At 69.3% G+C, this 26,638-nt stretch carries 30 protein-coding genes; 18 read left to right on the top strand and 12 right to left on the bottom strand.

Annotated features, from left to right (window positions below):
- Positions 1-115: 115 nt before the first annotated feature.
- Positions 116-439 carry a hypothetical protein gene (locus tag ASC65_RS01780; protein WP_056448637.1) on the top strand — a complete coding sequence of 108 codons (324 nt, stop codon included), beginning with the start codon at positions 116-118 and terminating at the stop codon, positions 437-439.
- Between the two features lie 119 nt (positions 440-558).
- On the opposite strand, the gene ASC65_RS01775 is transcribed toward ASC65_RS01780, so the two are convergent.
- Together ASC65_RS01775 and ASC65_RS01770 are read right to left on the bottom strand one after the other, a co-directional pair.
- The gene (locus tag ASC65_RS01775) at positions 559-1,830 is read right to left on the bottom strand and encodes a pentapeptide repeat-containing protein (protein WP_056448634.1); all 1,272 of its coding nucleotides are present in this window, start codon (positions 1,828-1,830) and stop codon (positions 559-561) included.
- Positions 1,831-1,936: 106 nt separating this feature from the next.
- Positions 1,937-2,407 (bottom strand): Hsp20 family protein, encoded by a 471-nt coding sequence (locus ASC65_RS01770; RefSeq protein ID WP_056448631.1) that lies wholly within the window; start codon positions 2,405-2,407, stop codon positions 1,937-1,939.
- A gap of 537 nt (positions 2,408-2,944) precedes the next feature.
- Here ASC65_RS01770 and ASC65_RS01765 point away from each other — a divergent pair.
- The 3 genes from ASC65_RS01765 (at position 2,945) to ASC65_RS01755 (ending at position 5,826) form a co-directional block, all read left to right on the top strand.
- Positions 2,945-3,775 (top strand): class I SAM-dependent methyltransferase, encoded by an 831-nt coding sequence (locus ASC65_RS01765; protein ID WP_056448628.1) that lies wholly within the window; start codon positions 2,945-2,947, stop codon positions 3,773-3,775.
- A gap of 105 nt (positions 3,776-3,880) precedes the next feature.
- The gene (locus ASC65_RS01760) at positions 3,881-4,783 is read left to right on the top strand and encodes a class I SAM-dependent methyltransferase (protein ID WP_056448625.1); all 903 of its coding nucleotides are present in this window, start codon (positions 3,881-3,883) and stop codon (positions 4,781-4,783) included.
- Positions 4,780-5,826 carry an alpha/beta fold hydrolase gene (locus tag ASC65_RS01755; RefSeq protein WP_082525825.1) on the top strand — a complete coding sequence of 349 codons (1,047 nt, stop codon included), beginning with the start codon at positions 4,780-4,782 and terminating at the stop codon, positions 5,824-5,826. Before ASC65_RS01760 ends, ASC65_RS01755 begins: the two co-directional genes overlap by 4 nt.
- Before the next feature lie 8 nt (positions 5,827-5,834).
- Here ASC65_RS01755 and hisN read toward each other — a convergent pair whose 3' ends face one another.
- Both hisN and ASC65_RS01745 read right to left on the bottom strand, forming a co-directional pair.
- Positions 5,835-6,620 carry a histidinol-phosphatase gene (gene hisN / locus ASC65_RS01750; RefSeq protein WP_056448622.1) on the bottom strand — a complete coding sequence of 262 codons (786 nt, stop codon included), beginning with the start codon at positions 6,618-6,620 and terminating at the stop codon, positions 5,835-5,837.
- Between the two features lie 96 nt (positions 6,621-6,716).
- A complete protein-coding gene (locus tag ASC65_RS01745) occupies positions 6,717-7,094 on the bottom strand; it encodes a helix-turn-helix domain-containing protein (protein ID WP_056448619.1) in 378 nt (125 codons plus the stop codon).
- A 182-nt stretch (positions 7,095-7,276) separates the two neighbouring features.
- Between ASC65_RS01745 and ASC65_RS01740 the strand changes: the two genes are divergently transcribed.
- A complete protein-coding gene (locus tag ASC65_RS01740) occupies positions 7,277-7,531 on the top strand; it encodes a GlsB/YeaQ/YmgE family stress response membrane protein (RefSeq protein ID WP_056448616.1) in 255 nt (84 codons plus the stop codon).
- Between the two features lie 71 nt (positions 7,532-7,602).
- Here ASC65_RS01740 and ASC65_RS01735 read toward each other — a convergent pair whose 3' ends face one another.
- The 3 genes from ASC65_RS01735 to ASC65_RS01725 form a co-directional block, all read right to left on the bottom strand.
- On the bottom strand, positions 7,603-8,163 hold the full coding sequence (locus ASC65_RS01735; protein ID WP_082525824.1) for a hypothetical protein: 561 nt from the start codon (positions 8,161-8,163) through the stop codon (positions 7,603-7,605).
- A 203-nt stretch (positions 8,164-8,366) separates the two neighbouring features.
- Positions 8,367-10,199 (bottom strand): translational GTPase TypA, encoded by a 1,833-nt coding sequence (gene typA / locus ASC65_RS01730; RefSeq protein ID WP_056448614.1) that lies wholly within the window; start codon positions 10,197-10,199, stop codon positions 8,367-8,369.
- Positions 10,200-10,337: 138 nt separating this feature from the next.
- On the bottom strand, positions 10,338-12,404 hold the full coding sequence (locus ASC65_RS01725; protein WP_056448611.1) for an OPT family oligopeptide transporter: 2,067 nt from the start codon (positions 12,402-12,404) through the stop codon (positions 10,338-10,340).
- Positions 12,405-12,616: 212 nt separating this feature from the next.
- On the opposite strand from ASC65_RS01725, the gene ASC65_RS01720 reads away from it, so the two are divergent.
- The 12 genes from ASC65_RS01720 to recF all read left to right on the top strand — a co-directional run bounded on the left by ASC65_RS01720 (position 12,617) and on the right by recF (position 22,435).
- Positions 12,617-13,069: a c-type cytochrome gene (locus tag ASC65_RS01720; protein ID WP_056448608.1), complete on the top strand. Its 453-nt coding sequence runs from the start codon at positions 12,617-12,619 to the stop codon at positions 13,067-13,069.
- Positions 13,070-13,164: 95 nt separating this feature from the next.
- Positions 13,165-14,028 carry a bifunctional DNA-formamidopyrimidine glycosylase/DNA-(apurinic or apyrimidinic site) lyase gene (gene mutM / locus ASC65_RS01715; RefSeq protein ID WP_056448605.1) on the top strand — a complete coding sequence of 288 codons (864 nt, stop codon included), beginning with the start codon at positions 13,165-13,167 and terminating at the stop codon, positions 14,026-14,028.
- Between the two features lie 50 nt (positions 14,029-14,078).
- Positions 14,079-14,954 carry a TraB/GumN family protein gene (locus tag ASC65_RS01710; RefSeq protein WP_056448602.1) on the top strand — a complete coding sequence of 292 codons (876 nt, stop codon included), beginning with the start codon at positions 14,079-14,081 and terminating at the stop codon, positions 14,952-14,954.
- Positions 14,951-15,508, top strand: coding sequence for a DUF1697 domain-containing protein (locus ASC65_RS01705; RefSeq protein ID WP_156459512.1), 558 nt, complete (start codon positions 14,951-14,953; stop codon positions 15,506-15,508). The genes ASC65_RS01710 and ASC65_RS01705 overlap by 4 nt, the downstream gene beginning before the upstream one ends.
- Positions 15,505-16,053, top strand: coding sequence for a DUF1697 domain-containing protein (locus ASC65_RS01700; RefSeq protein ID WP_056448595.1), 549 nt, complete (start codon positions 15,505-15,507; stop codon positions 16,051-16,053). The genes ASC65_RS01705 and ASC65_RS01700 overlap by 4 nt, the downstream gene beginning before the upstream one ends.
- Before the next feature lie 2 nt (positions 16,054-16,055).
- A complete protein-coding gene (locus tag ASC65_RS01695) occupies positions 16,056-16,505 on the top strand; it encodes a hypothetical protein (RefSeq protein ID WP_235561366.1) in 450 nt (149 codons plus the stop codon).
- Positions 16,506-16,557: 52 nt separating this feature from the next.
- Positions 16,558-17,346: an enoyl-CoA hydratase-related protein gene (locus tag ASC65_RS01690; protein ID WP_056448592.1), complete on the top strand. Its 789-nt coding sequence runs from the start codon at positions 16,558-16,560 to the stop codon at positions 17,344-17,346.
- Positions 17,347-17,373: 27 nt separating this feature from the next.
- Complete coding sequence (locus tag ASC65_RS01685) at positions 17,374-17,553, top strand: hypothetical protein (RefSeq protein WP_056448587.1); 180 nt, start codon at positions 17,374-17,376, stop codon at positions 17,551-17,553.
- A 188-nt stretch (positions 17,554-17,741) separates the two neighbouring features.
- Complete coding sequence (gene rpsT / locus ASC65_RS01680; protein WP_056448584.1) at positions 17,742-18,011, top strand: 30S ribosomal protein S20; 270 nt, start codon at positions 17,742-17,744, stop codon at positions 18,009-18,011.
- A 461-nt stretch (positions 18,012-18,472) separates the two neighbouring features.
- Positions 18,473-19,900, top strand: coding sequence for a chromosomal replication initiator protein DnaA (gene dnaA, locus ASC65_RS01675; RefSeq protein WP_235561365.1), 1,428 nt, complete (start codon positions 18,473-18,475; stop codon positions 19,898-19,900).
- Between the two features lie 196 nt (positions 19,901-20,096).
- Positions 20,097-21,215: a DNA polymerase III subunit beta gene (gene dnaN, locus ASC65_RS01670; protein WP_056448576.1), complete on the top strand. Its 1,119-nt coding sequence runs from the start codon at positions 20,097-20,099 to the stop codon at positions 21,213-21,215.
- Positions 21,216-21,298: 83 nt separating this feature from the next.
- Positions 21,299-22,435 (top strand): DNA replication/repair protein RecF, encoded by a 1,137-nt coding sequence (gene recF / locus ASC65_RS01665; RefSeq protein WP_056448573.1) that lies wholly within the window; start codon positions 21,299-21,301, stop codon positions 22,433-22,435.
- Between the two features lie 6 nt (positions 22,436-22,441).
- Here recF and prfA read toward each other — a convergent pair whose 3' ends face one another.
- Positions 22,442-23,509 carry a peptide chain release factor 1 gene (prfA, locus tag ASC65_RS01660; protein ID WP_056448569.1) on the bottom strand — a complete coding sequence of 356 codons (1,068 nt, stop codon included), beginning with the start codon at positions 23,507-23,509 and terminating at the stop codon, positions 22,442-22,444.
- A 168-nt stretch (positions 23,510-23,677) separates the two neighbouring features.
- On the opposite strand from prfA, the gene ASC65_RS01655 reads away from it, so the two are divergent.
- The gene (locus tag ASC65_RS01655) at positions 23,678-24,460 is read left to right on the top strand and encodes a sulfite exporter TauE/SafE family protein (protein WP_056448567.1); all 783 of its coding nucleotides are present in this window, start codon (positions 23,678-23,680) and stop codon (positions 24,458-24,460) included.
- A gap of 76 nt (positions 24,461-24,536) precedes the next feature.
- Here the strand turns inward: ASC65_RS01655 and ASC65_RS01650 are convergent, their stop codons facing one another.
- The 4 genes from ASC65_RS01650 to ASC65_RS01635 form a co-directional block, all read right to left on the bottom strand.
- A complete protein-coding gene (locus ASC65_RS01650) occupies positions 24,537-25,067 on the bottom strand; it encodes a hypothetical protein (protein WP_156459511.1) in 531 nt (176 codons plus the stop codon).
- Between the two features lie 25 nt (positions 25,068-25,092).
- Positions 25,093-25,578 (bottom strand): translation initiation factor 2, encoded by a 486-nt coding sequence (locus tag ASC65_RS01645; protein ID WP_200939767.1) that lies wholly within the window; start codon positions 25,576-25,578, stop codon positions 25,093-25,095.
- A gap of 178 nt (positions 25,579-25,756) precedes the next feature.
- Entirely contained in the window at positions 25,757-26,359 is a 603-nt protein-coding gene (locus ASC65_RS01640; RefSeq protein WP_056448561.1) for a glutathione S-transferase family protein, read from the bottom strand.
- Positions 26,356-26,631 carry a putative hemolysin gene (locus tag ASC65_RS01635; RefSeq protein WP_056448559.1) on the bottom strand — a complete coding sequence of 92 codons (276 nt, stop codon included), beginning with the start codon at positions 26,629-26,631 and terminating at the stop codon, positions 26,356-26,358. The genes ASC65_RS01640 and ASC65_RS01635 overlap by 4 nt, the downstream gene beginning before the upstream one ends.
- Positions 26,632-26,638 lie beyond the last annotated feature (7 nt).

The following is a 26,638-nucleotide window of genomic DNA, read 5'->3' as shown; positions in this document are numbered from 1 at the left end:
CGACCTTGGCGAAGTCCGCTCCCGGGGGCTTGCGCCAAAGGACTGCTTTCCGGCCGGACGCATCCGACCCGTTGGGGACATTGCCGAGCGGCCATCTCTCAGCCAAGCTCTCGCCATGATCTTCTACGGTTTGGCTCTCCTGATAGGCTTTTTAGGCGGGATCTTGGTTGGCGCCTGCGTCTTTGGCCGCTGGCGGCTTCCCGTCCTCTGGCTCTGGCTCGCTCTCCCGTTGATCATCTACACAGCCATAATGGCGTGGGGAGGCGTCGAGGGAGGAAAAGCAGCTTGGTCCGCTGCCGTAGGTTGGTGGCTGATCGGCCTCCTCGGCTACGTCGGACTTCCGATGCTGGTCTTCGCTGGCAGCGGCGCACTTGGCTTTTTTGTCGCTCCTGCTTCTAAGGCCAAGTGGCGTTTGAAAGACTGGCGCCTACCGCAGTAGGCGGCTGGAACGTCCGCTTCCCACCCTCAGCGGAACTCCGGCAGGTCCGTTCTGGGCGACGCCACTCGATTGCCTGCTGCTGTATGGTTCGGGAGCACCGCCCCGGGTGGCCGGCAGGTCTAACCCGCCGGATCCAGCTCCAGTCCCCGCGCCCCGTCCGTAATCGCCCCGATCAGTTCCGCCTGCCTCAGGCAAGCCCCGCGCAGCGTGGCGCGCGACAGGTCGGCCTGGGTCAGGTTGGCGCGCTTCATGTCGGCGCCGGACAGGTCCGCGCCGCGCAGGCAGGCGCCCGACAGGTCGACGGGCAGCAGGCGGTCGGGGCCGATCATCAGCGGTCCCAGCTGGGCCTGACGCAGGTCGGCGCCGTTCAGCCGGGCCCCGGCCAGACGGGCGCCGCGCAGGTCCGCGCCCTTGAGGTTCACCGAGCGCAGGTCGGCCCCCTCGAGATGAGCGCCCTGCAGCTGCACGCCTTCCATGTCGAGGCCGTAGAAGACGGCGCACTTGGCCGACAGGGCGGTCAGGTTGTAGCCCTTGATCGAGCGCAGCGCCCGTAAGTCGACGCCGTTGAACACCGAAGGCTGACCCGAGGCCCCGCCGGTCTCGCACCACTGGGCGTGCTCGGCCAGCATCTCGGCGGCGGGCATCTTGTCGACGGGTTCGCCGGCCGCGCGGTTGTCGGTCAGGGCGCCGGTCATGTCGGCCCCGTCGGTCCGCCACATGGCCATCTTGCAGCCGACCAGCACGGCGTCGCGCAGGTCCGCGCCCGACAGGTCCGCGCCCGAAAGGTCGGCCCCGGCCAGATCGGCGCCGCGGAAGCTGGCCTGCTTGAGGTTGGCCCGGACCAGCTTGCAGTCCTTCATGATGGCGTCGGTGAAGTCCGCCTGCACGGCGACGATGCCGGTCAGCTTGGAGCGTTCGAGGTTGGCGCCGGCCAGGCAGGCGCCCTGGGCCTGGGTGTCATGGCGCGCCTTGGCCTCCACGACCCGGAAGCCCAGCTTGGCGTCGGCGGCGGCGATGGCGCCCTCGCGCAGGTCGGCCTCGAACAGGTCGGCGCCGGTCAGGTCGGCGCCGCGCAGGCAGGCCCCGCGCAGATCCGCCCGGCGCATCGAGGCGTCGACCAGCAGGCAGTCCTGCATGTCGGCCCCGAAGAAGGTGGCGTTGTCCAGCTTAGCGCCGGTCAGGTCGGTTTCGTGCAGGCAGGCGGCGGCGAAATCGGCGTCGGCGAGGTTGCGACCGCGCAGAGACAGGCCGGACAGGTCCATCCAGGCGAAGACGGCGCGCGCGCCCCCGGGCTTGGCCTGCCACAGGCGATCGTGCCGGGCGCAGATGGCGTCCAGCTCCTGTTGGTCGATGCGCCTTCTGGCGACGGTCTTGGCGGCGGTTCCCGACATGGTCCCGCTATGGCACAGGGCGCTTAAGGAAGCCTGAAATCACGGTGTCACGAAAAAGGGGACGGCGCGAACGCCGTCCCCTCGAAAACGCTTGGAAAAGCGGGGCTTAGGCCGCCTTGCGCTTTTTGCCTTCGATCAGCGCCTGACCGCCCGTGCCGATTTCGATGCGGCGGGGCTTCAGGGCTTCCGGCAGTTCGCGAACCAGGTCGATGGTCAGCAGGCCGTTCGACAGGTCGGCCGTCTTGACGACGACGTAGTCCGCCAGCTGGAAGCGGCGCTCGAAGTCGCGCTCGGCCAGGCCGCGGTGCAGGTAGTTGCGCTCCGCCGCGCCGTCATCGTTGGCGGTCTTGCGGCCGGCGACGGTGAGCAGGTTCTCCTTCACGTCGATGTTCAGCTCGTCGGGCGTAAAGCCGGCGACGGCGATCTCGATGCGATAGGCGTTCTCGCCCGTGGTCTCGATGTTGTAGGGCGGCCAGCCGTTTTCCTGGCTGGTGCGCGCGGCGCTCTCCAGCAGTCCGGCGAGGCGGTCGAAGCCGACGGCCGAACGGTAGAGCGGCGAGAAGTCATAGGTACGCATGGTCATCCTCCTGGGATCAGCAAGGTGAACCGGTCCCGCGGTTTGATGCCCGGACCGGCGGTGGGAGTTCAGTCCTGACGGCCCGTGATCGGCCCCGTCCGGTCTGGAAGCCCCGACATCGGCGGCCTCGGTCAAGGATTTGGGAAGCCGTTCTCCAGCGTCAAGGGGCGCCCCGTCGCGTGACGCTCGACTGTGTCCGCCGCGGTTTGCCGGCGCCCGAAACCGCACCGCCGACCAGCAATTTCAAAAGGTTGAGAGGCGGCAGACCGGATCTGACATAGTCGCCTTCAAAACCGGCATAGGCTTCCGACCTTCGTTCGCGAAGCCAGATTTCAGACGATTCAGACGATTCAGACTCTGTTTTTTTCGCGCGCCGGAGTCGGCGGATTTCAGACGATTCAGACGATTCAGACTCTGTTTTTTCGTCTCGTCATCCGAACCGGCGGCGCCTCAATTCGCCGCCCGGCGCCATCGTGACTTGCCCGTCCCGCGTCAGGCCCTAGGTTCGCTCGCTATCGCTACCGTGGAGACGCCCGAATGCGCCTGTCCGTCCTCGTCCTGGCCGCTGCGGCCCTGGCGGCCCCGACCCTCGCCGCCGCCCAGACCCTGCCGTCCCTGCCTGCCCTCGACGAGACCCCGGCGCAGCGCACCGCGCGCCGCGCCGCCATGCTTCCGCCGGTGCCGCAGGAAGACACGGCCCTGCAGGCCGCCGTCGCCGCCACGACCCGCCCCGAGGCCGACCGCGCCCGCGACGTCTACCGCCACCCGTTCGAGACCCTGACCTTCTGGGGCCTGACGCCCGGGATGACCGTGGTCGAGATCGAACCCGGCCGCGCCGGCTGGTGGCGCAACATCCTCGAGCCCTACGCCGCCGCGACGGGCGGGACCTATGTGGCGGTCAGCCGTCCGCTGGAGGGCATGCAGGTGCCCGACGGCTCGGCCGACATGATCGTGGTCGCCCGCGCCCTGCACAACTGGCACCGCAATGATCGCACCGCCCCCTACATGCAGGCCTTCTTCAAGGCGCTGAAGCCCGGCGGCGTTCTGGCCATTGAACAGCACCGCAGCGTCGACGGCCTCAACCCGGACGAGACCGCGCCGCACGGCTATGTGCCCGAGAGCTACGTCATTCACGCCGCCCAGGCCGCCGGCTTCGTCCTGGACGGCCGCAGCGAGCTGAACGCGAACCCGAAGGACGACCGCGACCATCCGTACGGGGTCTGGACCCTGCCGCCGACCCGCGTCAGCGCTCCGCGCGAGGGCAATACCTACGACCGGCCCACCCCGCTGACCGAGGCCGAGCGCGCGGCCGCGGACGCCGTCGGCGAGAGCGACCGGATGACCCTGCGCTTCCGCAAGCCGGCCTGATGCGGATCAAGGCCGCAACGGCTTTGACCGGCCCGGGGAACAGGGTTAATCCGGTTTCAATCGGGGACGAACCGTATGGGGCCGTGCGCCTCGCGGGGGACGTGTATGGCTGAACACAACATGGTCAGGCGACCGCTTCTGTCGCGACGGGGCATGCTGATGGCCGCCGTCGCCCTGACCGCCCTGCCCGGCTGCAGCCAGGAGAAGACCGCTGAGCCCCCGCCCGCGGCCGACGGTCCTCCGCAGGGTTCGCTTGAGTGGGCCGTCGGCGGCCCCTGGCGCGCCAAGGACAAGCCGCGCGACGCCTGGCGTCACCCGATGGAGACGCTGCGGTTCTTCGGGCTCCAGCCGCGCATGACGGTGGTCGAGTTCTGGCCGGGAAGCGGCTGGTATACCGAGATCCTGGCCCCCTACCTCGCCGAGGGCGAGGGCAAATATATCGCCGCCGGCTTCCAGACCGGTCCGGGCGCCGACCCGTCCCAGGTGCGCCTCATGGCCGCCTTCGAGGAGCGGTTCACCAATGACCGCAAGCTCTATGGCGAAGTGACCATCGCCGCCTTCGGCCCGACATCTGGCCCGGTCGCCGAACCCGGAACCGTCGATCTGGCGCTGTTCCTGCGCAACATCCACGCCTGGATGGCGGCCGGGATCGCCGAAAAGGCGTTCGCCGACGCCTACGCCGCCCTGCGGCCCGGCGGCGTCCTCGGCATCGAGCAGCATCGCCTCGGCCCGGACAAGGACCAGGACCCGGCGGCCGCCAACGGCTATGTCCAGGAGGCCTTCGTCAAGCAACTCGCGGCGGAGGCCGGCTTCATCTTCGTCGCGGCGTCGGAAATCAACGCGAATGAAAGGGATACCAAGGATCATCCCTTCGGCGTGGAGACCTTGGCGCCCATGGCCTTGACGGCGCCGAGGGGCTCTCCGCCCGACCCGTCGTTCGACCGGTCGAAGTATGACCAGATCGGCGAGAGCGACCGCATGACCTTGAAGTTCAGGAAGCCCGAGTGAGCCGAGCCGCCGCCTACGCCGCAAACGCCCCGCTGATGGGAGTGCCCGGCGCCTCGGCGCCTCCGGGCGGAACCGGCGAATGGTTCCGCGGCGCCGGCGGCCTGCGCCTGCGCGCCGCCTTCTGGACCCCGTCCGCCCTGGTGGTCTCCAAGCCGCGCGGCACGGTGGTCGTCAGCCCCGGCCGCACGGAGCCGATCGAGAAATATTTCGAGGTCATCGGCAATTTCCTCGCCCGCGGCTGGTGCGTCCTGGCCCACGACTGGCGCGGCCAGGGCCTCTCGGCCCGCCTGCTGCCCGACCGTCTCAAGGGCCACGCCCGCGCCGTCGAAGAGTTCCTCGACGACTACGCCCGCCTGCTCGACGCCTATGAAACCCGCGCGCCCAAGCCGTGGATCATGGTCGGCCATTCGATGGGCGCGGCCCTGAACCTGATGAGCCTCGAGGCCGGCGAGGAGCGCTTCTCCGGCGCGGTCCTGACCAGCCCGATGCTGCGCATCCGCACCGGCAAGCGCTCGATGTGGTCGGTCAAGCTGGCGGTGCGCTGGAACCTGCGCCACGGCAAGGCTGGCGACTACGTCCTCGACAATCCTGACGACCCCTTCGATCACACCTTCGAGAAGGACGCCCTGACCTCGGACGAGACCCGGTACGAGCAGTGGCGACAGCAGCTGTACGCGTGCCCGCACCTGGCCGTCGGCGGTCCGACCTGGGGCTGGCTGGCCTATGCGCTGGACGCCGGCGAGCGGGCCCTGAAGCCCAAGGCGCTGAAATCCGTGCGCGTTCCCGTCGCCGTGGTGCAGTCGGGCGAGGACGACCGGGTCTGGAAACAGACCAACAAATGGGCCGCCAAGCGTCTCGGCCGGGGCCGCTACGTCGAGGTCCCGGGCGCCAAGCACGAGGTCATCATGGAGACCGACGACCTGCGCGCAGTCTTCCTGGAGGAGTTCGACGCCATGGCGGCCTATGTGTCGCCGGTCGAGGACCTGTCGCCGGTCGCCCAGCCCGCCGCCCAGCCCTTTCCGAGTGAGCCGGACGCCGCCTAGAGCCCCATCTAGAGGGCGGCCCGGCGCAGGGTGACCAGGGCCTGCTCGCGGATCGAGACGTCGCCGACGGCGAGGATTTGGCCCGCGCCGTCCGGCGCCTCGCCGCGCCAGTTGGTGACCTCGCCCCCGGCCGCCTCGATGACCGGGACCAGGGCCGACCAGTCCCAGACCTTCAGCTGGCTCTCGGCCACCAGGTCGATGCGCCCCGCGGCCAGCATGGCGTAGGCGTAGGCGTCGCAGCCCAGCCGGGCCAGCCGCGCCGCCGCCCGTACCTGGGTCCAGGCGCCGAGCTCCGAGCCGGTGAACAGATTGGGATCGGTCGTGGCGATGACCGCGTCGGTCAGCTTCTCGCAGCGGCGCACGGCCAGCGGCGTGTCGCTGCCCCCCTTCAGCAGCCGCGCCCCTGACGGCCCGCCGAGGAAGATTTCGTCCAGATAGGGCTGGCCGATCACCCCGACGATCGGCTTGCCGCGCCGGCGCAGGGCAATGAGGTTGGTCCACAGCGGCAGGCCGGCGATGAAGGCGCGCGTGCCGTCGATGGGATCCAGCACCCAGACGTGCTCCGCCTCGGGCCTGTCCTCGCCGTACTCCTCGCCGATGATCCCGTGTTCCGGATAGCGCGAGGCGATCAGCTTGCGGATCGCCGCCTCGGCCTCGCGGTCGGCCTGGGTCACCGGGTCGAAGGCCCCGGGCCCGCCCTTGTCGACCTCCTCGTACGTCCCCCGGAAATACGGCAGGGAGATGCGGGCGGCCTCACGGGCCAGCTCGACGGCGAAGAGCTCGAACTCGGTCATGACAGGGTCGAGTGGCGAGGGTCGAGGGTCGAGTCAAGGCAGACTGACTCCCATCCCCTGCACTCACACCCTGCCTCGTCCCTCGACCCTCGACCCTCAGGCCGCGTCGCCCTCGGCGTGCAGCGACTTGGCCAGATCGAGCAGACGGCGGCGCGGACGCTCGCCGAGCTGGTAGTAGGCCTGGATCAGGTCGAGCGTCTCCTTGCGGGAAAACATCTCGCCGCCCTGGTTGGCCGCCTCCCGACGCTCGATGGCTTCCTCGAGGCCGTCGTAGAAATAACTGACCGGCGATTCCAGGGCTTCGGCCAGCTGCCACAGGCGGGCGGCCGAGATGCGATTGGCGCCGCATTCGTACTTCTGGATCTGCTGGAAGCGGATGCCGACCTGGTTGGCCAGCTGCTGCTGGGTCAGGCCCAGCAGGCGACGGCGGCGACGCAGGCGGCGTCCGAGGTGAAGGTCGATGTCGGTGGCCATGGCCCCAATCCCCTTGTTCCCAAGGCTGTCCCGATGCGGGACGGCTCGCCCTGGAGGCGGCAAGGGCCGTGCCGCGTTCGCCCCAAGAGGGATAACGGCCGAACACCGGTCTCCCGAGACAACCGCAACCGTTGCGGCTCCGGCGCATTTATCGGCCACTGATTTGGTGGAAGGAGAGGACTATGAGCGGGTTTGGTTGGATTGCATGGATCGTCATCGGCATCATCGCCGGTTGGCTGGCAGAGCAAATCATGGGGCGTAATCACGGCCTGCTGACGAATTTGATCGTCGGCATCGTGGGCGCCCTGATCGGCGGCTTCCTGTACAACACCCTCGGCGGCGACGCCGGCGGCAACTGGATCGTCGGAGTCATCGTCGCCACGCTAGGCGCGATCGTCCTGCTGTTCCTGCTGGGACTCGTCAAACGACGGGCCTAAGGGTCAGCATAGAGTCAGGAATGAGGGCGGCTCCGCAAGGGGCCGCCCTTCTTCTTTGCGCGAGCGCCTGATCAGGCGCCCGGCTGCTCCGGCGTAGGGGCCGGCTCCTGGCCTTCGTTCGGCTCAGGCGTCGCAGGGTTGCTCGGCGGCAGGGTCGGCGGCGACTGCTCAGGCGGTGGGACCGGCTCGGTCGCTGGGGTCGGCGCGTCGGGCGCCGCAGGTGCAGCCGGGGCGGCGGGCGCCGAAGGCGGCGGCGGGGCATCCGGCGCTGGAGGAGCGGCGGGGGCCTCGATGGCGGCCGCAGAGGCGTACCGGGCCGAGGTGAAATCGACGACAACGCCATCGCCATCCTGCCGGATGCCCGCCACGGGCACGGCGCGCAGAACCCCGTCCACGCCGCGAACCAGGAGCTCCTGGCCGCCGTCGGCATTGGCGCGGACGTTTTCGATGGCGCCCAGCTCGGTTCCATCGCCGCCGCGCACCTTGGCGCCGGGCGCGATCTGCAACGTCTGCCGCTCGGCGGGTTGCTCGCCTGCAGGCGGAGGCGTCTGGGTCGCGGCGTCCTGGGCAAATGCAGGGGCGGCCATCAGCAACAGGCCGGCGGCCCCGGAGAGGAGCGCGGTCTTCAACATGGTCGGGACCTCGGTCTACGCGAGCGGGACGGCTCGCCACGGCGCGGCAACCGGCGCGTTTCCCCGGAGTTCCCCGGGCCCGCAAATGACCTCCGAGCCGCCGCGATTGACCGATTTCGGCTCGCCGAACGCGCCGCTGGAAACAGTTCGGGCCGCCCCTCGAAAGGAGCGGCCCGAAAAGCCTTGGCGAAAGTCGCTGGACCCTAGTCCTCGCGAACGCGCTTCTTGCGGAACGAGGGGTTCAGCACGGCCTTGCGCAGGCGGATCGACTTCGGCGTCACCTCGACCAGCTCGTCGCTCTCGATATAGGCGATGGCCTGTTCCAGCGACGGACGGCGCGGCGGGGTCAGGCGCACGGCCTCGTCCTTGCCCGAGGCGCGGACGTTGGTCAGCTGCTTGCCCTTGATCGGGTTGACGTCGAGGTCGTCCGACCGCGAGTTCTCGCCGATGATCATGCCCTGGTAGGTCTTCTCGCCGGCGCCGACGAACATCACGCCGCGATCCTCGAGGTTCCACAGGGCGAAGGCCGCCGTGTCGCCGTCCGAGTTCGAGACCAGCACGCCCTTCAGGCGGCCCTCGATCGTGCCCTTGTGCGGCTCATAGTGGCTGAACACGCGGTTCAGCACGCCCGAGCCGCGGGTGTCGGTGAGGAACTCGCCCTGATAGCCGATCAGCGAACGCGACGGGCACATCAGTTGGATGCGGGTCTTGCCGGCGCCCGACGGGCCCATGTCCTTCAGCTCGGCCTTGCGGGTCGACAGCTTCTCGATGACCACGCCGGTGTATTCGTCGTCGACGTCGATCATGACGTCCTCGATCGGCTCCAGACGCTCGCCGTTCTCGCCGGTCTGATAGACCACGCGCGGACGCGAGATGGACACTTCGAAGCCCTCGCGGCGCATGTTCTCGATCAGCACGCCCAGCTGCAGTTCGCCGCGGCCGGCGACTTCATAGGCGTCGGCGCCCGGGGTCTGGGTGATGCGGATGGCGACGTTGGCTTCGGCTTCCTTGAGCAGGCGGTCGCGGATGACGCGCGACTGCACCTTGTCGCCTTCGCGACCGGCCAGCGGGCTGTCGTTGACCGAGACGGTCATCGAGATGGTCGGCGGATCGATCGGCTGGGCCGGCAGGGCGTCGGTGACTTCCAGGGCGCACAGGGTGTCGGCCACGGTGGCCTTGGACATGCCGGCGATGGCGACGATGTCGCCCGCTTCCGCGCCCTCTTCGACCGGCTGGCGCTTCAGGCCGCGGAAGGCCAGCACCTTGGTGATGCGGCCCTGTTCGATCTGCTTGCCGTCACGGTCCAGCGCCTTGATGGCCATGCCCGGAACGGCCTTGCCGCTCTCGATGCGGCCGGTGAGGATGCGGCCCAGGAACGGGTCGGACTCGATCAGCACGTTCAGGATCTGGAACGGCTTGTCTTTGTTCGCCTGCACGGCCGGGGGCGGCACGTGGTCGACGATCAAGTCGAACAGCGGGCCCAGGTTGTCGGACGGCTGGTTCATGTCCAGCGTGGCCCAGCCGTTACGGCCCGAGGCGTAGATGTGCGGGAAGTCGAGTTGCTCGGGCGTCGCGCCGATGGCTTCGAACAGCTCGATGGTCTCGAGGTGGACGCGGTCCGGATCGGCGTGGGCGCGGTCGACCTTGTTAATGCAGAGGATGGGACGCAGGCCCATCTTCAGCGCCTTGGTCAGCACGAACTTCGTTTGCGGCATGACGCCTTCTTCGGCGTCCACCAGGATGACGCAGCCGTCCACCATGCCGAGGATCCGCTCGACCTCGCCGCCGAAGTCGGCGTGGCCGGGGGTGTCGATGATGTTGATGCGGGTTTCGCCGGCCTTGCCGTTCCACAGCACCGAGGTGGCCTTGGCGAGAATGGTGATCCCGCGCTCGCGCTCCTGGTCGTTGGAGTCCATGGCGCGCTCGGTGGTCGCCTCGTTGGCTCGGAACACGCCCGACTGGGCGAGCAGCTGGTCGACCAGCGTGGTCTTGCCGTGGTCGACGTGGGCGATGATGGCGACGTTGCGCAGGTTCATTTGAAATTCGCGAATGGGCGGCCGGGACAGGGCGGGCCGCTGGGCAGGGGCGTAATTGCGGGAAGGCGCGCGCCTCTTACCGAAGCGCGCGCCGAAAAGCCAGCATCACCGCCGCGTGCGGCGGATTGAAGGCCAGTGTTATCCCTGGACCTTGGCCGACTGGCGGATGATCCAGCTGTAGAGCAGGAAGGTCAGACCGGCGAAGGCGACGATCCCGGCCAGCATGGCGGGCCAGCCCGCGGGCAGCGGCAATACGGCCGCCCACTCGGCTTCCTTGGTGCCGACGATGATGCCGGCGTTGAGGACGCCGAACAGGCTTTCGCCGACGATCAGGCCAGACGCCAGCAGCACGCCCATACGGCGGCCGACCTCGGCGAAGCGGCTCTTGGCGATGACCTTTTCGTAGATCCAGCCGACCACGGCGCCGACGACCAGCATCGTGGTCACGGCTGCGGGCAGGTAGAAGCCGATGCCCACCGCCAGCGGCGGCAGTTTGACCTTGCCCTTGGAGACGCGGCTCAGCACCTCGTCGAGGATGATGATGACGACGCCGATGACCGCGCCGAGGCCGATCAGGTCCCAGCGCAGGCCGCCCGAGATGACGCCCTTGGCCAGGGCGGAGATCAGGGTCGCCTGCGGAGCGCTGAGGGTCTTGGCCCCCTGGACGATGGCCGCCGGACCGCCTTCGAAGCCGAAGGCCTGGTTCATCAGGTTCAGGATCAGCGGGATGACGAGGGCGCCGGCGCCGACGCCGACGATCAGGGCGGTCTGCTGACGCCACGGCGTGGCCTCGACCAGTTGGCCGGTCTTGAGGTCCTGGAGGTTGTCGTTGGCGATGACCGCCACGGCGAAGACCACCGCGGTCACGATCAGGGCGAAGGCGATGACCGAGCCGTCGGCCGGCACCTTGGCGATGGCCATGACCACGACCATCAGCAGGGAGGCGATGACAATGGCCAGGATGCCGACGCCCGAGACCGGGCTGTTCGACGAGCCGATGAGGCCGGCCATGTAGCCGCAGATGGCGGCGACGGCGAAGCCGATGAGCACCACATAGACAAGGCCGCCGGCGACCAGGACGAAGGTCGATCCCGCCAGGGCCGGCGAGCTCTGAGCGAACCAGGCCAGCAGGCCGGCGATGCCGACCAGGCAGCCCAGCGAGATCAAGCCGACCAGGCTGATCGGAATGTCCTGCTCGGTGCGCGCCAGCACCTCGCCCGACTTGCGACGGGCCTGGGCCGCCAGGGCGGAGGTCAGACCGCCGACCAGGGGGCCGGCCAGCTTGAGCAGGGTCCAGATCGCGGCGACGCCGATGACGCCGGCGCCCATGAAGCGGACTTCCTTGCTCCACACCGTGCCGGCGAGCTCCTCGGCGGCGACGCCGGGCTCGAGCGTGGTGGCGATCGACGGAATGCCGTGCGCCGTCAGCCAGGCGATGGTCTCGGGCGAGGTCAGGATCGGCACGGCGATGCACCAGGCCAGGATCAGGCCGAACAGCTGGGCCAGGCCGACCGTCAGGCCGATCAGGTGGCCCGCGCCGAGCAGGGCGAACTGCATGCCGAAGCCGATGCCGGTGGCGCCGCCACCCAGGGCGGCGGGAAGCTTGATGAATTTGGCCGCCTCGCCCGCGAAGGCCTTGGCGGCGATGAGCAGGGCGTAGCCGGCGGAAACGATCGCGCCGAAGACGACGACCCACAGGCCGGCCTTGTTCTCGCGCACCGCGCTCTCGGTCTGTTCAGCCCCGCGCGAACCGACCTTCAGCACCTCGGCGGCGGCGACGCCTTCCGGGTAGGGCAGGTCGCTGCCGGTCACCAGGGCGCGGCGCAGCGGGATCGAGAAGGTCACCCCCAGCACGCCGCCGAAGATGCAGATGAGGACCGACTGCCAGAACGGGAACTCCAGCCACCAGCCGATCATCACCAGGCCGGGCAGGACGAATATGATCGAGCTCATGGCCCCGCCGACCGAGGCGACGGTCTGGACGGTCATATTCTCCCAGATGGTCGAGGTGCGGAACGCGCGCAGCACCGCCATCGAGATCACCGCCGCCGGGATGGCCGAGGCGAAGGTCAGGCCGACCAGCAGACCGAGGTAGGTGTTGGCCGCGGTGAAGATCACCGCCAGGATGCAGCCCAGGACCAGGGCCCGCAGGGTCAATTCTATGCGTTTGCCGATCGTCGGCGTCTTCGCAGCGGCGTCCGTCATTGCGGCCCCTCCCAATTGTTGGCCGGACCTAAGCCGGAAAAGCGGCGGGTGGCTAGTGGGGGTGTGGCGAGTGATGGGTGGTTAGTCATGAGGGGATGCTGGATGGCCTACGCCCCGTCCCCCCTCATCCCGCAAGGGGAGAAGGAACGGTGCGCGTGATTGACACCGACGGTAGCTGAGCAGAGCGTGCCTTCACACAGGAGGACCACCCCATGAAGCGGATCATGATTGCGGCCCTGGTTGGAGTGCTCTGCATCGGCGGCGCGGCCAATGCGCAAGGCGACGGGCCGGCCGGCGTCATCAAGGGCCGCCAGGCGGCCATGATGCTGTCGGGCGTAGCCATGGGCTCGATGAAGAACGCCGTCGACGCCGGCCAGGCCCCGACGACCCAAGCCTTCGCCGCCCGCTCCCTGGCCCGCTGGGCCCACGCCATCCCGGGGATGTTCCCGCAAGGCACCGGCGCCGAGGCCGGCGTCCCCACCGAGGCCAAGGCGGAGATCTGGAGCGACCGCCCCGGCTTCGAGGCCAAGGCCGCCGCCTTCGCCGCCGCCGCCGACCGCCTGGCCGAACTGTCCGCCGGCGACGACGCCGCGGCGTTCTCGGCCCAGTGGACGACGGTGCGCGCCAGCTGCCAGTCGTGTCACGACGCGTACCGGGTGGACTAGATTCTAGGGGTCAGGTTCTAGGTGCTAGGGGAGGACGGCGCCGCCGCTCGAACTCGCGTTCCTAGACCCTAAAACCTAGCCCCTAGAACCCCCTCATGCCCGAGCTTCCTGAAGTCGAAACCGTTCGTCGCGGCCTGCAGCCGGTGCTTGAGGGCGCGCGGCTGAGCCGGGTGCGGCAGAACCGGCCCGACCTGCGCTTCCCCTTCCCCGAACGGTTCGCCGAGCGGCTGGAGGGCGCCACGGTCGAGCGCATCGACCGACGGGCCAAATATCTGCTGATGCCGCTGTCGACCGGCGAGACCTGGGTCACCCACCTGGGCATGACCGGCCGCTTCACCCTGGACGGCTCCCAGGTCGGCGAGTTCGAGGAGAACGCCCCCGCCACGGGCAAGCACGAGCATGTCAGCCTGTGCGCGGTCCACGCCGGGACCACCACCCGCATCGGCTTCGCCGACGCGCGCCGCTTCGGCTTCATGGGCCTTATCCCGACCGACGCCGTCGAGACGCATCCCTGGTTCGCCGGGATCGGCCCTGAACCGCTCGGCAACGGCTTCTCCGGCGCCCATCTGGCTGAGGCGTTCGCGGGCAAGAAGCAGAACATCAAGGTCTCGCTGCTGGACCAGCGCACCGTCGCCGGCCTGGGCAACATCTATGTCTGCGAGGCCCTGTTCCGGGCCCGCATCTCGCCCCTCGTCGCCGCCGGCAAGGTGTCGCGTCCGCGGCTGGAGACCCTCGCGGGCGAGGTGCGCAACGTTCTGAACGACGCCATCGCCGCCGGCGGCTCAACCCTGCGCGACTTCGCCAACGCCGAGGGCGGCCAAGGCTATTTCCAGCACCGCTTCGACGTCTACGGCCGCGAGGGCCAGCCGTGCGGGACCGCAAATTGCAGCGGCGTCGTGAAGCGAACCGTACAGGCCGGGCGTTCAACCTTCTGGTGTCCCGCCTGCCAGAAGCGATAGCGCCGGCCGCCGATTTCCGGCACTTTCGACCCCCAAGACTGGAGAGCGTGATGCGTGCCTGGTTCGTCGGCGGCCTTCTGGCCTTTGTCCTTGCGGCGGCTGACGTCGCGCCGGCCCGCGCCGACCCGCCGATCTGGCGCGTTCGCGACGCCGACACGGAGATGGTGCTGTTCGGCTCCATCCACACCCTGCCGCCGGGCATCGAATGGCGCACGGCCGAGCTGGACGCCGCCCTCGACGGAGCGGACCTGGTGGCCTTCGAGATCCTCACGCCCGAGACCGAGGCCGAGGAGCTGCAGATGGTGCTGCCCTATCTCCGCTACCTGATCGCCGAGGAGCCGCTCAGCGAAGTGGTTTCCGCCGAGACCTTCGCCCGGGTCCAGGCCGCTGCCGAGCGCCAGGGCTATCCGGTGCAGATGCTCGACATGATGAAGCCCTGGGCCGCCGCCCTGATGCTGGACATGGCGGCCGAGGAGGCGCTGGGCCGCACCGGCGACCTCGGCGTCGACACCGTGCTGGAGACCTCGCTGGCCGCGGGCCGCCGCAAGGAGGCGCTGGACACCGACGCCTTGTTGCTGGCCTCCATCAAGGCGCTGTCCGAGGCGGGCGACGTCGAGGGCGAGGAGATGCTGATCGAGGTGCTCGACGGCCTCGACGACGACGAACTCGACCTGACGCTGGAACACGCCTGGGTCGCCGGGGACATCAAGGCCATCGAGGCCGAGATGAAAGACATGAAGCTGGAGGCGCCGCGGCTCTATCAGGCCCTGCTGGTCGACCGGAACCACGGCTGGATGCCGGCCCTGACCCGGATGATGGAGACCGAGGGCCGCGTGGTGGTGGTGGCCGGGGCCGCGCACATGGTCGGCGACGACGGCCTGCCGGCCCTGCTCCGCGCGGCGGGCTATGAGGTCGAGGGCCCTTGAGCCTGAGGGTTGCGCTGATGCGCAGCATCGTCATCGGCGATCGCCGGGTGAAGGGCGTCGAAGCGCGCGGCCTGGCCGAAGCGGTGGGCGCGACCGATGTCCGTTCGATCATGGCGACCGGCAATCTGGTGTTCCGGTCTCGCAAGGCGCCGACCACGCTGGAGCGCGAACTGGAGACGGCCTGCGCCGCCGAATACGGCCGGGCCACCGAGATGGTGGTCAAGACCGCCGACCAGTGGCGCGCCCTGCTGGCGGCCAATCCCTTTATGAAAGAGTCCGCGGTCGAGCCGCGCCGGGTCCTCGCCTGGGCCATGCGCGACCCCCTGCCCGACGCCGGTCTGGAGCAGCTGCGCCGCCGCGCCGGGCCGGACGAGCGGGTCGAGCGCACGGCGGAAGGCGACTTCTATTGCTGGTTCGGCGGCGAGGACATCAACGCCTCGAAATTGCCGGCGGGCTTCGGCCTCAAGTCGCTGGGGGCGGTGGGCACCAACCGCAACTGGAACACGGTGACGAAGATCACCGCCGTCCTTGACGAACTGGAGCGCAGCTCATGAGCGCCCGCATCTGCCTGCTCCGCGGGATCAATGTCGGCGGGGTCAAGGTTCCCATGGCCGAGCTGAAGGCGAGCGCGGCCGAGGCGGGCTTCGGTAATCCGCGCACCCTGCTGGCCAGCGGCAATCTGGTGATCGACAGCGAGGCTGCGCCCGGGTCGGTCGCCGAAACCCTGGAAGCGGCGATCGAGGCCCATTTCGGCCGTCGCATCGAGGTCATCGTGCGCACGCCGGAGCAGTGGAAGGGCCTGATCGCCGCCAACCCCTTCACCACCCAGGCGAAGGAGAACGGCTCCAAGCTGCTGGTCATGATCATGAAGGACGGGATCAAGGCCGGCGCCGTGGAGGCCCTGCGCGGCTTCGCGGCCGGCGAGGAGAAGGTCGAGGCCGTCGGCGGCGACCTGTTCTTCTGGCACCCGGACGGCATCGGCCGCTCGAAGATGGCCGAAAAGGCCCTGCCCCGCCTGATCGGCCTGGGCACCGGGCGCAACTGGAACACCGTGCTGAAACTGGCCGAGATGGCCGAGCTGGCCGGCGGGGAGGCCTGAGGATGAACCTGCGCAAGACCCACCTCTGGATCAGCCTGATCGTCGGCGCCGTCGTCTGGGGGGCCTATTTCACCCATTTCATCGGCATGACCTGGCGCGGCGAGACCGGCGGCCTGGCCCTGTGGTTCCTCGGCGCCCTGGCGCTGATCGTCGTGGTCGAGGGCGTCGCCACCGGCCTGATCGCCTGGCTGTTCCGCCGCCGCTCGCGCGTGCTCGACGAGGGCCCGACGCTGAACGCCGCCCTGCAGGCCAGCCACGTCGCCCTGATGATCCTGATCGCCCTGGCCCTCGGGACGGCGGCCGTCCTGGCCGTCTGCGCCCTGCTCGGGTGGAGCTTCGACCTCGCCGCCCCGCGCAGCCAGGTCATCGCCGCCAACGTCCTGCTGGCCATGGTGGTGATCGCCGAACTGTCGCGCGCGGCCCTGACCCTGGCGCTGATGCCGCGGCGGTAGCTTTCGCGGGGATGAGCGGATCGGTATGAAGCCCCAAACACCGGAGCTTCCCATGGCCGACGCCTATTCCACCCTGCTGATCGAACGCCACGCCGACGGCTATGCGGTGGTCACCCTGAACCGGCCCGAGGCGCTGAATGCGTTGAACTCCGCCCTGTTCAAGGACCTGGCCGACTTCCTGGATGCGGTCGAGCACGACGACAGCGTGCGATGCGTGATCCTGACCGGCGCGGGCGAGAAGGCCTTCGCGGCCGGGGCGGACATCAAGGAGATGTCGGACCAGACCTACGCCCAGATGTACACGGGCAATTTCTTCGCCCTGGGCCACGACCGCATCACCCGCTTCCGCAAGCCGATCATCGCCGCGGTCAACGGCTTCGCCCTGGGCGGCGGCTGCGAGCTGGCCATGCTGTGCGACTTCATCGTCGCCAGTGAGAAGGCCAAGTTCGGCCAGCCCGAGATCAACCTCGGCGTCGCCCCCGGCATCGGCGGCTCCCAGCGCCTGACCCGGCTGGTCGGCAAGGCCAAGGCCATGGACATGGTGCTGACCGCCCGGATGATGGACGCCGCCGAGGCCGAGCGCGCCGGCCTGGCCTCCCGCGTGGTGCCGCACGAGACCCTGCTCGACGAGGTCCGCAAGATCGCCGCCAAGATCGCCGCCCAGAGCCCGCTGGCCGTCATGGCCAACAAGGAGATGGTCAACGCCGCGCTGGAGACGACCCTGACCCAGGGCGTCCAGTTCGAGCGCCGCCTGTTCCACTCCCTGTTCGCCTTCGAGGACCAGAAAGAGGGCATGGCCGCCTTCGTCGAGAAGCGGAAGCCGAACTTCACCGGCCGCTGAGGCGTTGCGGGGTCGAGGAGACCTCGCATGCTCAAGATCATCGGCTTCATCCTGGTGCTCGCCCTCGGCTTCGGCGCCGGCTGGGCGACGCGCAGCTACCGCAACGCCGACGCCTGCCGCGAGGCCGGCGGGACGATCGAGACCCGCAGGGGGATCTGCGTCGGGGTGGCGGCCGCGACGGCGCCGCCCGCGATGGCCGCGCTCTGATCGGGATCGAGGCGCGGGGGCCGAGCGCCCGTCTTGACCTCGCGCGCGAACCGCTCGAAAGGCGGTCCGCCAAAAGGAGTCAGACTCCTGTTGCCGCGTACGCCCCTTTCGGCTATAGCCGCGCGCTCTTGAGATTTCCGCGCCGTGGACGTGTAGCTCCGCGGCGTTTTCGTTCGAAGGTTTGACTGATGGCCAACAATGCCGGCGCCAAGAAAGCGATCCGCAAGATCGCCGCTCGCACCGAAGTGAACAAGGCTCGCCGCACGCGCGTCCGGACCTTCCTGCGCAAGTTCCAGGAAGCCGTCGTCGGTGGTGACGCCGGCGCCGCCAAGGGCGCTTTCGTGGAGGCTCAATCGGAGCTGATGCGCGCCGTTTCCAAGGGCGTGGTTCACAAGAACACGGGCTCGCGCAAGGTCTCGCGCCTGGCCGCCCAGCTGAAGAAGATGTCGGCCGCCTGATCTGACGGCGCCGGACGGCCTTTCAACGGGACGTCACATCAAAAGCTAGCAATTACAACGGCGAGGGAGCGAAGGCTCCCTCGCCGTTTGCACGTCTGACGCTAACCTCCACCGGGCCTATCGGTGCTCCCGCTTGTGGCGAATTCCCGTTTTTCGCAGACGGGGTTTCACTTTAGCGGAGTCAAACAATTTAACTGCATTTCGCGAATCGAATCAGCGTTGACGGCGCCCGGTCCCGGCGTAAGTTTGGGGCTCTAACGCACTTCCATCCCCACACGGATGAAGACGGCGCGGGACCAGTAGTTTCGCGTCGGCGAGAGATGTCTGATTGAGAGTACGACCCCCCCGGGCGGCCCACAAGCCGCACCGGTCAGGAGAAGTCGTCCCCGATCCAGGCCGCTCTGAAGCGCGTTTGGTGGTGAAACCTATGGTGGGTGGCTGATATGGCGGGGGGCGCGCAGATGGCGGGGATGACCGATCCGGATCGTATCTGGACGGAGGCGGCGGGCCGCCTGCGGAGCGAAATCGGCGAAGGCGCCTTCAGCTCCTACATCGCCCCCTCGGCGGTGCGCATCGACACCGCCGGTCAGCTGATCCTCGTCACTCCGACCGCCTATGCCCGCGACTGGGTGCGCAAGAACGCCCTGCGCCGCATGAACGAGCTGTGGCTCGGCCTCGACGGCCTGTCGCGCCGCCTGGAAGTGCGCTGCCGCGCCGAGATGGGTTCGACCCCGCCGGCCTCGCAGGTCGCCGCCGGTCGCGCCGAGGCCCCTATCACCGCCCCCAACGTCGTTCCCATGCCGATGGCCACCGTGGCCCCGGTCGCCGACGGCGCCCGCGCGGTGCGCGCCGCCGGCCTGCAGGAGCGCCTGACCTTCGACAGCTTCGTCGAGGGACAGGGCAACGCCTTCGCCCTGGCCATCGCCCGCCAGGCCGCCGCCTGGGCCGACGGCCACTTCAACCCGATCTTCTTCTGCGGCCCCTACGGCTACGGCAAGACGCACCTGCTGAACGCCATCGCCTGGGAGGCCCAGCGACTGCGTCCGGACGCCAAGGTGGTCTATCTGACCGCCGAACGCTTCCTCTCGACCTTCGTGCGCGCCATGCAGGACCGCTCGACGGCGATCTTCAAGGAAAGCCTGCGCAGCGCCGACATGCTGCTGATCGACGACGTCCAGTTCGTCGGCGGCAAGGCCTCGACCCAGGACGAGCTGCTGGCCACGCTGACCAGCCTGATCGAGGACGGCAAACGCATCATCCTGTCGGCCGACCGTCCGCCGATGGCCCTGACCGAGGTCGAGCCGCGCCTGCGCAGCCACCTGGCCTCGGGCCTGACCTGCCCGGTCGAGCCCGCCGACCGCGCCCTCAAACTGGCCGTGGCCCGCAACCGCATCGCCGCCTTGGCCGGCCTCGGCGTCGTCTCGGGCGAAGCGCGTCCGGAAGTGCTCGAGCACCTGGTCGACCGCACCCCCGGCTCGATGCGCGAGCTGGAAGGCGCCGTGAACACCCTGGCCGCCGTCGCCGGCGCCCGCCTGTCGGCCCTGACCGCCGACGAGGTCCAGGCCCTGCTCGGCTCCGCCCTGCGCGGCGGGCCGGAGCGCCGCATCACCGTCGACGAGATCCAGAAGACCGTCGCCGAGCATTTCACCCTCAAGCAGGCCGATCTGCTGAGCGAGCGCCGCACCCGTTCGGTCGCCCGTCCGCGCCAGATCGCCATGTGGCTGTGCAAGCAGCACACGACGCGCTCCTACCCGGACATCGGCCGCCGCTTCGGCGGGCGGGACCACACCACGGTCCTGCATGGCGTGCGCAAGATCGAGGAGCTGATGGCCCAGGACGACCAGATCGCCCGGGACGTCGAGGCGCTGACGCGCAAGCTCAGGGGTTAGGTTCTAGGGGCTAGGTTCTAGGGTCGAGGGAGGCCAACGGCCGCATCTCGACGATTATCCACATTCGATCCGGCATCGTCCCTAGCCCCTAACACCTAGAACCTAGTCCCTTCCTTGCTCCTGCCGACCAATCCGCTAGTGTCCAAGGCCCTCTATCAGCGGTGACGCTTGAGTCGCCGCAGCCGGGCGAGACGACATGCAGCTGACTATCGAACGATCCGCGCTCCTGAAGGCCCTCGGGCACGTCCAGAGCGTCGTCGAGCGGCGCAACACCATTCCGATCCTGTCCAACGTCCTGCTCAGCGCAGGTCGCGACAAGCTCGCCTTCGCCGCGACCGATCTCGACATGGAGATGGTCGACGAGGCCGAGGCGACGGTGAACGTCGAGGGCCAGATCACCGCCCCGGCCCACACCCTGTACGAGATCGTCCGCAAGCTGCCGGACGGCGCCGAGGTGTCCCTGTCCTATTCGGGCGACGATCCCCGGCTGGTGGTCCAGGCCGGCCGTTCGAAGTTCAACCTGCCGGTGCTGCCGGCCGGCGACTTCCCGGTGATGTCGACCGAGACCTCGGGCACGCGCTTCACCCTGCCCAAGGAAGACCTGGCCCGGCTGATCGACAAGACCCGTTTCGCCGTCTCCACGGAGGAGACCCGCTACTATCTGAACGGCCTGTATCTCCACACCGTGGCCGAGGCCGGCATCCCGCTGCTGCGCGCCGTGGCCACCGACGGTCACCGCCTGGCCCTGGCCGAGACCCCGGCTCCCGAGGGCGCCGCCGGCGGCCCCGGCGTCATCGTGCCGCGCAAGACGATCGACCAGGTCCGCCGCCTGCTCGACGACGGCTCCGGCCCGGTCGAGGTCATGGTCAGCCCGCAGAAGATCCGCTTCGAGTTCGGCCAGGCCTCGCTGACCTCCAAGGTCATCGACGGCGCCTTCCCGGACTACATGCGCGTCATCCCCAAGGGGAACGACAAGCAGGCCGACATCGACAACTCGGTCTTCGCTTCGGCGGTCGACCGCGTCGCCACCATCTCGGCCGAGAAGAGCCGGTCGGTGAAACTGGCCTTCGAGCTGGACCGCGTCACCCTGACCGTCCGCAACATGGAGGCCGGCCAGGGCGTCGAGGAGGTCGAGATCGGCTACTCGGAAGAGCCTTTCGAGATCGGCTTCAACGCCCGCTACCTGCTGGACGTCGCCGGCCAGATCACTGGCGAGACGGCGCACTTCAAATTCGCCGACCCGGCCAGCCCGACCCTGGTGCTCGATCCGGGCGACCCGGGCGTGCAGTACGTGCTGATGCCGCTGCGGGTGTGATCGAAGTGGCGAGTGATTAGTGACGAGGAAGGTCCTTGCTCGGATTGACTCGTCACTCGTCACTCGCCACTCGCCACTCGCCAATGGTGATCACCGCCCTCACCCTCACCGACTTCCGCTCCTATGCGAGCGCGACCCTGCCGGTCACGGCGGGGACGGTGGTGCTGCATGGGCCGAACGGGGCGGGCAAGACCAACCTGCTGGAGGCGCTGAGCCTGTTCACGCCCGGCAAGGGGCTGCGCGGGGCGACGGCGCCGGAGATGGGGCGGCGCGAGCCCGGCGAGACCGGCGGCCGGGCCTGGGCGGTCATGGCGGTGCTGACCGACGGCGAGGACGAGGTGCGGCTCGGCACCGGGGTGCAGGCGGCCGGCGCGGCCCGGCGCATCGTCCGGATCGATGGCGAAACGGCCCAGCCGGGGCGGCTGCTCGATCATCTGCGGCCGATCTGGGCCACCCCCGAGCAGGATCGCCTGTTCTCCGACGCCCGCGCCGACCGGCTGAAATTCTTCGACCGCCTGGTCTTCGCCGCCGACCCGGCCCACGCCGCCGCGGTCTCGGCCTATGAGAAGGCGTTGCGCGAACGGCTGCGGCTGCTGACCGACGGGGCCGAGGGCCAGCCGGCCGATCCGCTGTGGCTCGACGCCCTGGAGATCCGGCTCGGCGAGGCCGGGGCCGCCGCCGCGACGGCGCGCGCCGCCGCGCTCAAGGTCCTGCAGGCCGAGATCGACGCGCGCGGCGACCGCCCCTTTCCCCAGGCCGACCTCGGCCTGGCCGGCGAGGCCGAGACCTTGGCCGCCGAGGGCGTCTCGGACGCCGATATCGCCGCCGCCATCCGCGAGGGCATGGCCCGATCGCGCGCCCGCGACGCCGGCGCCGGCCGCTCGCTGTTCGGGCCGCACCGCTCGGACCTGACCGCCCTGCACCGCGAGAAGAACCGGCCCGCCGCCGAGGGCTCGTCGGGGGAGCAGAAGGCGCTGGTGCTGAACCTGATCCTGGCCCAGCTGGCGCGGCTGTCGGGCCAGAAGGCGGCCCCCATCCTGCTGCTGGATGAGGCCCCGGCCCACCTCGACGCGCGGCGGCGGGCCGCCCTGTTCGACGAGATCGAGGCCTTGGGCCTGCAGGCCTTCCTGACCGGCACCGAGTCCGAGCTGTTCGCGCCTCTCAGGGGCCGCGCCGAGTTCGTGCGGGTCGAGGGCGGGACGCTGACGGCGGAGGGATAGTCCCGATCAGTTGAACTCGGCTTCCAGATCCGCCAGCCGCGCCGCCTGGTCCTCGGCGATCAGGGCGTTCAGCATCGGGTCGAGGTCGCCCTCGAGGATCTGCGGCAGGCTGTGAAGGGTCAGGCCGATGCGGTGGTCGGTCACCCGGCCCTGCGGGAAGTTGTAGGTGCGGATGCGCTCGGAGCGGTCGCCCGAGCCGACCTGGGACTTGCGGGCGTCGGAACGGGCCGCGTCCTTGGCCTGGCGCTGCATGTCGTAGAGGCGGACGCGCAGGTTCTTCATCGCCTTGTCGCGGTTCACGTGCTGCGACTTCTCCGACGAGGTCACCATGATCCCCGAGGGGAAGTGGGTGATGCGCACGGCGGAGTCGGTCTTGTTGACGTGCTGGCCGCCCGAGCCAGAGGCGCGGAAGGTGTCGATGCGGATGTCCTGGTCGCGGATCTCGATCTCGACGTCCTCGACCTCCGGCAGCACCGCGACGGTGGCGGCCGAGGTGTGGATGCGCCCGCCGGCCTCGGTCGCCGGAACGCGCTGCACCCGGTGGACGCCGCTCTCAAACTTGAGCCGGCCGAACACGCCCTCGCCGGTGACGGTGGCGATGATCTCCTTGTAGCCGCCGGCCTCGCCCTCGGTGGCGCTGTCGATCTCGACCCGCCAGCCCACGGTCGAGGCGTAGCGCGAATACATGCGGAACAGGTCGCCGGCGAACAGGGCGGCCTCGTCGCCGCCGGTGCCGGCGCGGACTTCCAGCACGGCCGAAGCGTTCTCGTCGGCGTCGCGCGGGGCCAGCAGCAGGGCGACGCTCCGCTCCATGTCCGGCAGGCGGTCCTTGAGGTCCTGCAGCTCCTCGGCGGCCATCTCGGCCATCTCGGGATCGGCGGCCATGACCTCCAGGTCGGCCATCTCGGCGCGCAGGCGCGCCAGGGCCTGGACCGCATCGGCCACCGGCTTGATCTCGGCGTGCTCCTTGGACAGGCGGACGATCTCCGCGCCGTCCGTGGCCGCGCCCATCCGCGCCTCCACCTGGTGGAAGCGGTCGAGCACCTGATCGAGCCGGGCCTGGGGCAGTCTCACGTCGGTTGGAGCCTTCGATTGCGGGAGGGGTCCTTACCGCGCCGAGCCCGTCCCTGTCGATGCGGCAGCAGCGGTCACCTCTGCGCGAACGCGCCGTGACCGACGCAACCTTCGCCGGCCGGGCCCATTGCAGTCGTTCGACATGGCGCATGCGATGCCGGGGGCTTCATGGAAACCTTTCTGCTCTTCCTGCTGGTGGGCGTGCTGGCCCAGGCGGTCGACGGCTCCCTGGGCATGGCCTACGGGGTGATCTCCTCCTCGGTGCTGCTGGCCTTCGGCGTGCCGCCGGCCACGGCCTCGGCCAGCGTCCACACGGCCGAGGTGTTCACCACGGCCGCCTCGGCCGGCAGCCACATCGCCCACAAGAACGTCGAATGGCGGCTGCTGCTCCCCCTCGCCGGGGCGGGGGTGATCGGCGGCATCCTGGGGGCCTATGTGCTGGCGGGGATCGAGGGCGACCTGATCAAGCCCTTCGTCATCGCCTACCTGGCCATCATGGGCTGCTACATCCTCTGGCGGGCCGGCCACGACGTGAAACCGCGGCACATTCGTCCGGCCTGGATCGTCGCCCCGCTGGGCGCCATCGGCGGCTTCCTCGACGCCATCGGCGGCGGCGGCTGGGGCCCGACCGTGTCCTCGACCCTGGTCGGCGCCGGCCAGGAGCCGCGCCGGGCGATCGGCACCGGCAACACCGCCGAGTTCTTCGTCACTGTGGCGATCAGCGCCACCTTCGTCTGGTCGCTGGTCACCGGGCACTGGCGCGACGCCGACGCCCTGGAGAACCACGCCTCGGCCGTCGCCGGCCTCGTCGTCGGCGGCCTGATCGCCGCCCCCTTCGCCGGGCTCATCGCCAAGCGGGTGCCGCGTCGGGTGCTGGCCTATTCGGTCGGCGGCCTGCTGGTCTTCCTTGCCGGCTTCCAGGGCCTGCAGTTGGCCGGGGTCATGGCTTGATGGAAGGGGCCTGAAACGCAAAAGGCGGGACGGACCGAAGTCCGCCCCGCCCTTCTTGATCGGTCGCGATCGAGGATCAGCGAGCCTGGGCGCGGAAGCGCTTCAGGAACTCCTTGATGTTCTCCTGGATCGACTTCTCGTTGGCGATGCGCAGGCGCTCGGTGCCCACGAAAGCCTCGCCCATGGTGCCGACGCCGGTGGCCGAGACGGTGTCGTTGAAGATCACCGTGCCGTCGCGGGTCACACTGTAGCGGACTTCGCTGGTCACCGACATGTCGAGACCGGCCATCGGCTGCTTCAGGTTGACCAGGCTGGCCGTGACGACCAGCGGACGGCCTTCCGAGCCCATGTAGCCGGCGGCGTTAAGCGAGTTCTCCAGCGCCGTCTTGAAGTCGGCGTTGGAGACCTGGGCGGTCCACAGCGGGTTGGTTTCGTTGCCGCCCGAGACGTTGACCGTCGTCACCGACTTGTAGCCGACGTCGCCGGCCGAAGCGGTCAGACCGGCGGTGGCCGGCAGCGTCATGGCGGCCGGGTTCGACGGCGTGGCGCAAGCGGCCAGACCCATCAGGGAAGCGACGGCGGCGACAGCCGCGAGACGACGAAGCATCATTGGAATTCCTGTTACTCTAGAACTATTGGCCGCCGGCCGGAGCGGCCGAGGCGGCCGAGGCCAGACGGGCGCGCTCGGAATCCTGCCACGCAGCTTCTTCAGCCGGCGTGCGCAGGGTGACGATCAGCGGGTTCGGGGTCAGGTCGTTCATGGCGCCCGAGGTGCCGTCGACCACGGCGCCGACGACGCCGCCGAAGATCACGTTGCCGGCCAGGCCGGCGGCGCCTTCACCCGAGATGCCGCTCTTGATCTGGACTTCCTGGGTCACGTAGCCGTCCATCGAGATGGAGGCGCGGAAGGCGTCCTTGCGCGGCATGCGGAAGGTGCACGGCGTGGCGTCGCACTGGAAGCCGTTCGAGGTCGAAACGCGGGCGCCCGGCGGGGTGCTTTCGACGGTGAACTCCTGGCTCGAGCCGCGCGTGATGGTGGCGCAGGCCGGCAGAGTCAGAGCAGCGGCGGCGAGCGCCAGGACGCGCGCGCCGATGCGCGCGGTGCGGGAAGAGATCATGGTAGGCCCCAAAAGGATCGGGCCGCCCCCTGCGAACCCTAGGCCGCTGTTTCGCATCGCTGAGGACCCACAGTCAATCACCGGAACGTGATGATTACTGACGGAACTTTCCCGGACTCCACACAACCATCGGATTAGTCGCGGATTCCTCGGCTTCGTATTTCGCCGGTCTCGAGCCTCAGCCTTGGTCCGGCCTCGTCGAGGCGAAGCTGGGCCGTTCTTCCAGGACCGCCTGCAACGCTACGAGATTGGGTCGGCCGGTCTTCCAGTCGATGTCCGGATGCCGGAAGCTGATCCAGGTCACCGCAACGCCGGCGGTGATCACGCCCACGTCCAGTCGCGAGGCGTCCGGCGCTGCGGCCTCGAGAGCGTCCAGGGCGCGGTCCAGGTTGGTGGTCCAGCGCGCGATCCAGGAGGGTGAGCGCTCGCTCTCCGGCCGCCGCTTCTCCAGCACCAGTTTGACGCCCATCTCCAAGGCACCGTTGGCCAGGGTCTCCAACCGCCGCACCCGCAGACGCGCCTCGCCCGCCGCCGGCAACAGGGGCGCGCCCTCGCCCAGGGCGTCCAGATATTCGCAGATGACCGGGCTGTCGGTGATCGGCAGGCCGTCCTCCGCGATCAGGGTCGGGACCTGCACCACAGGGTTGGAGGCGAGGAGCTCGGGGGCGTTGCCGTAGGGGTCGACCGCGATCTCCTCGATGCGGTCGGCCAAGCCCTTCTCGCGGGCGACGATGCGGCATTTGCGGGCATAGGGCGACGGGGTGGTGATGTAGAGCTTCATGGAGCGTCCGGACTGGGAGCGACGCAGCGCTTGTCGCGCAGCAGGGCCCACTCTTCGCACTGACGGCCGTCGGAGAACAGGCAGACGCCGTACTCGTCGCCGCTTGCGGTCTTGCGGACCTGATGGACGCCGCCCTGGTTGACGCAATTGACAGAGGCCGGGTTCGGCAGGCCGACGACGGCGGGAGGCTCGGGTGGCGCGGGCGGCGGCGGGGCGCAGGCTGCTGCGAGGAGAGGCAGCAGCGGCAAGCAGGCCTTCCACATCCGGACCATCGGTCCC

Origin of the sequence: Brevundimonas sp. Root1279, assembly GCF_001425945.1 — a bacterium.
Taxonomy (GTDB): domain Bacteria; phylum Pseudomonadota; class Alphaproteobacteria; order Caulobacterales; family Caulobacteraceae; genus Brevundimonas.
Note: the sequence above shows the minus strand (reverse complement) of the source record. Positions and strands in the feature narration are given on the sequence as shown.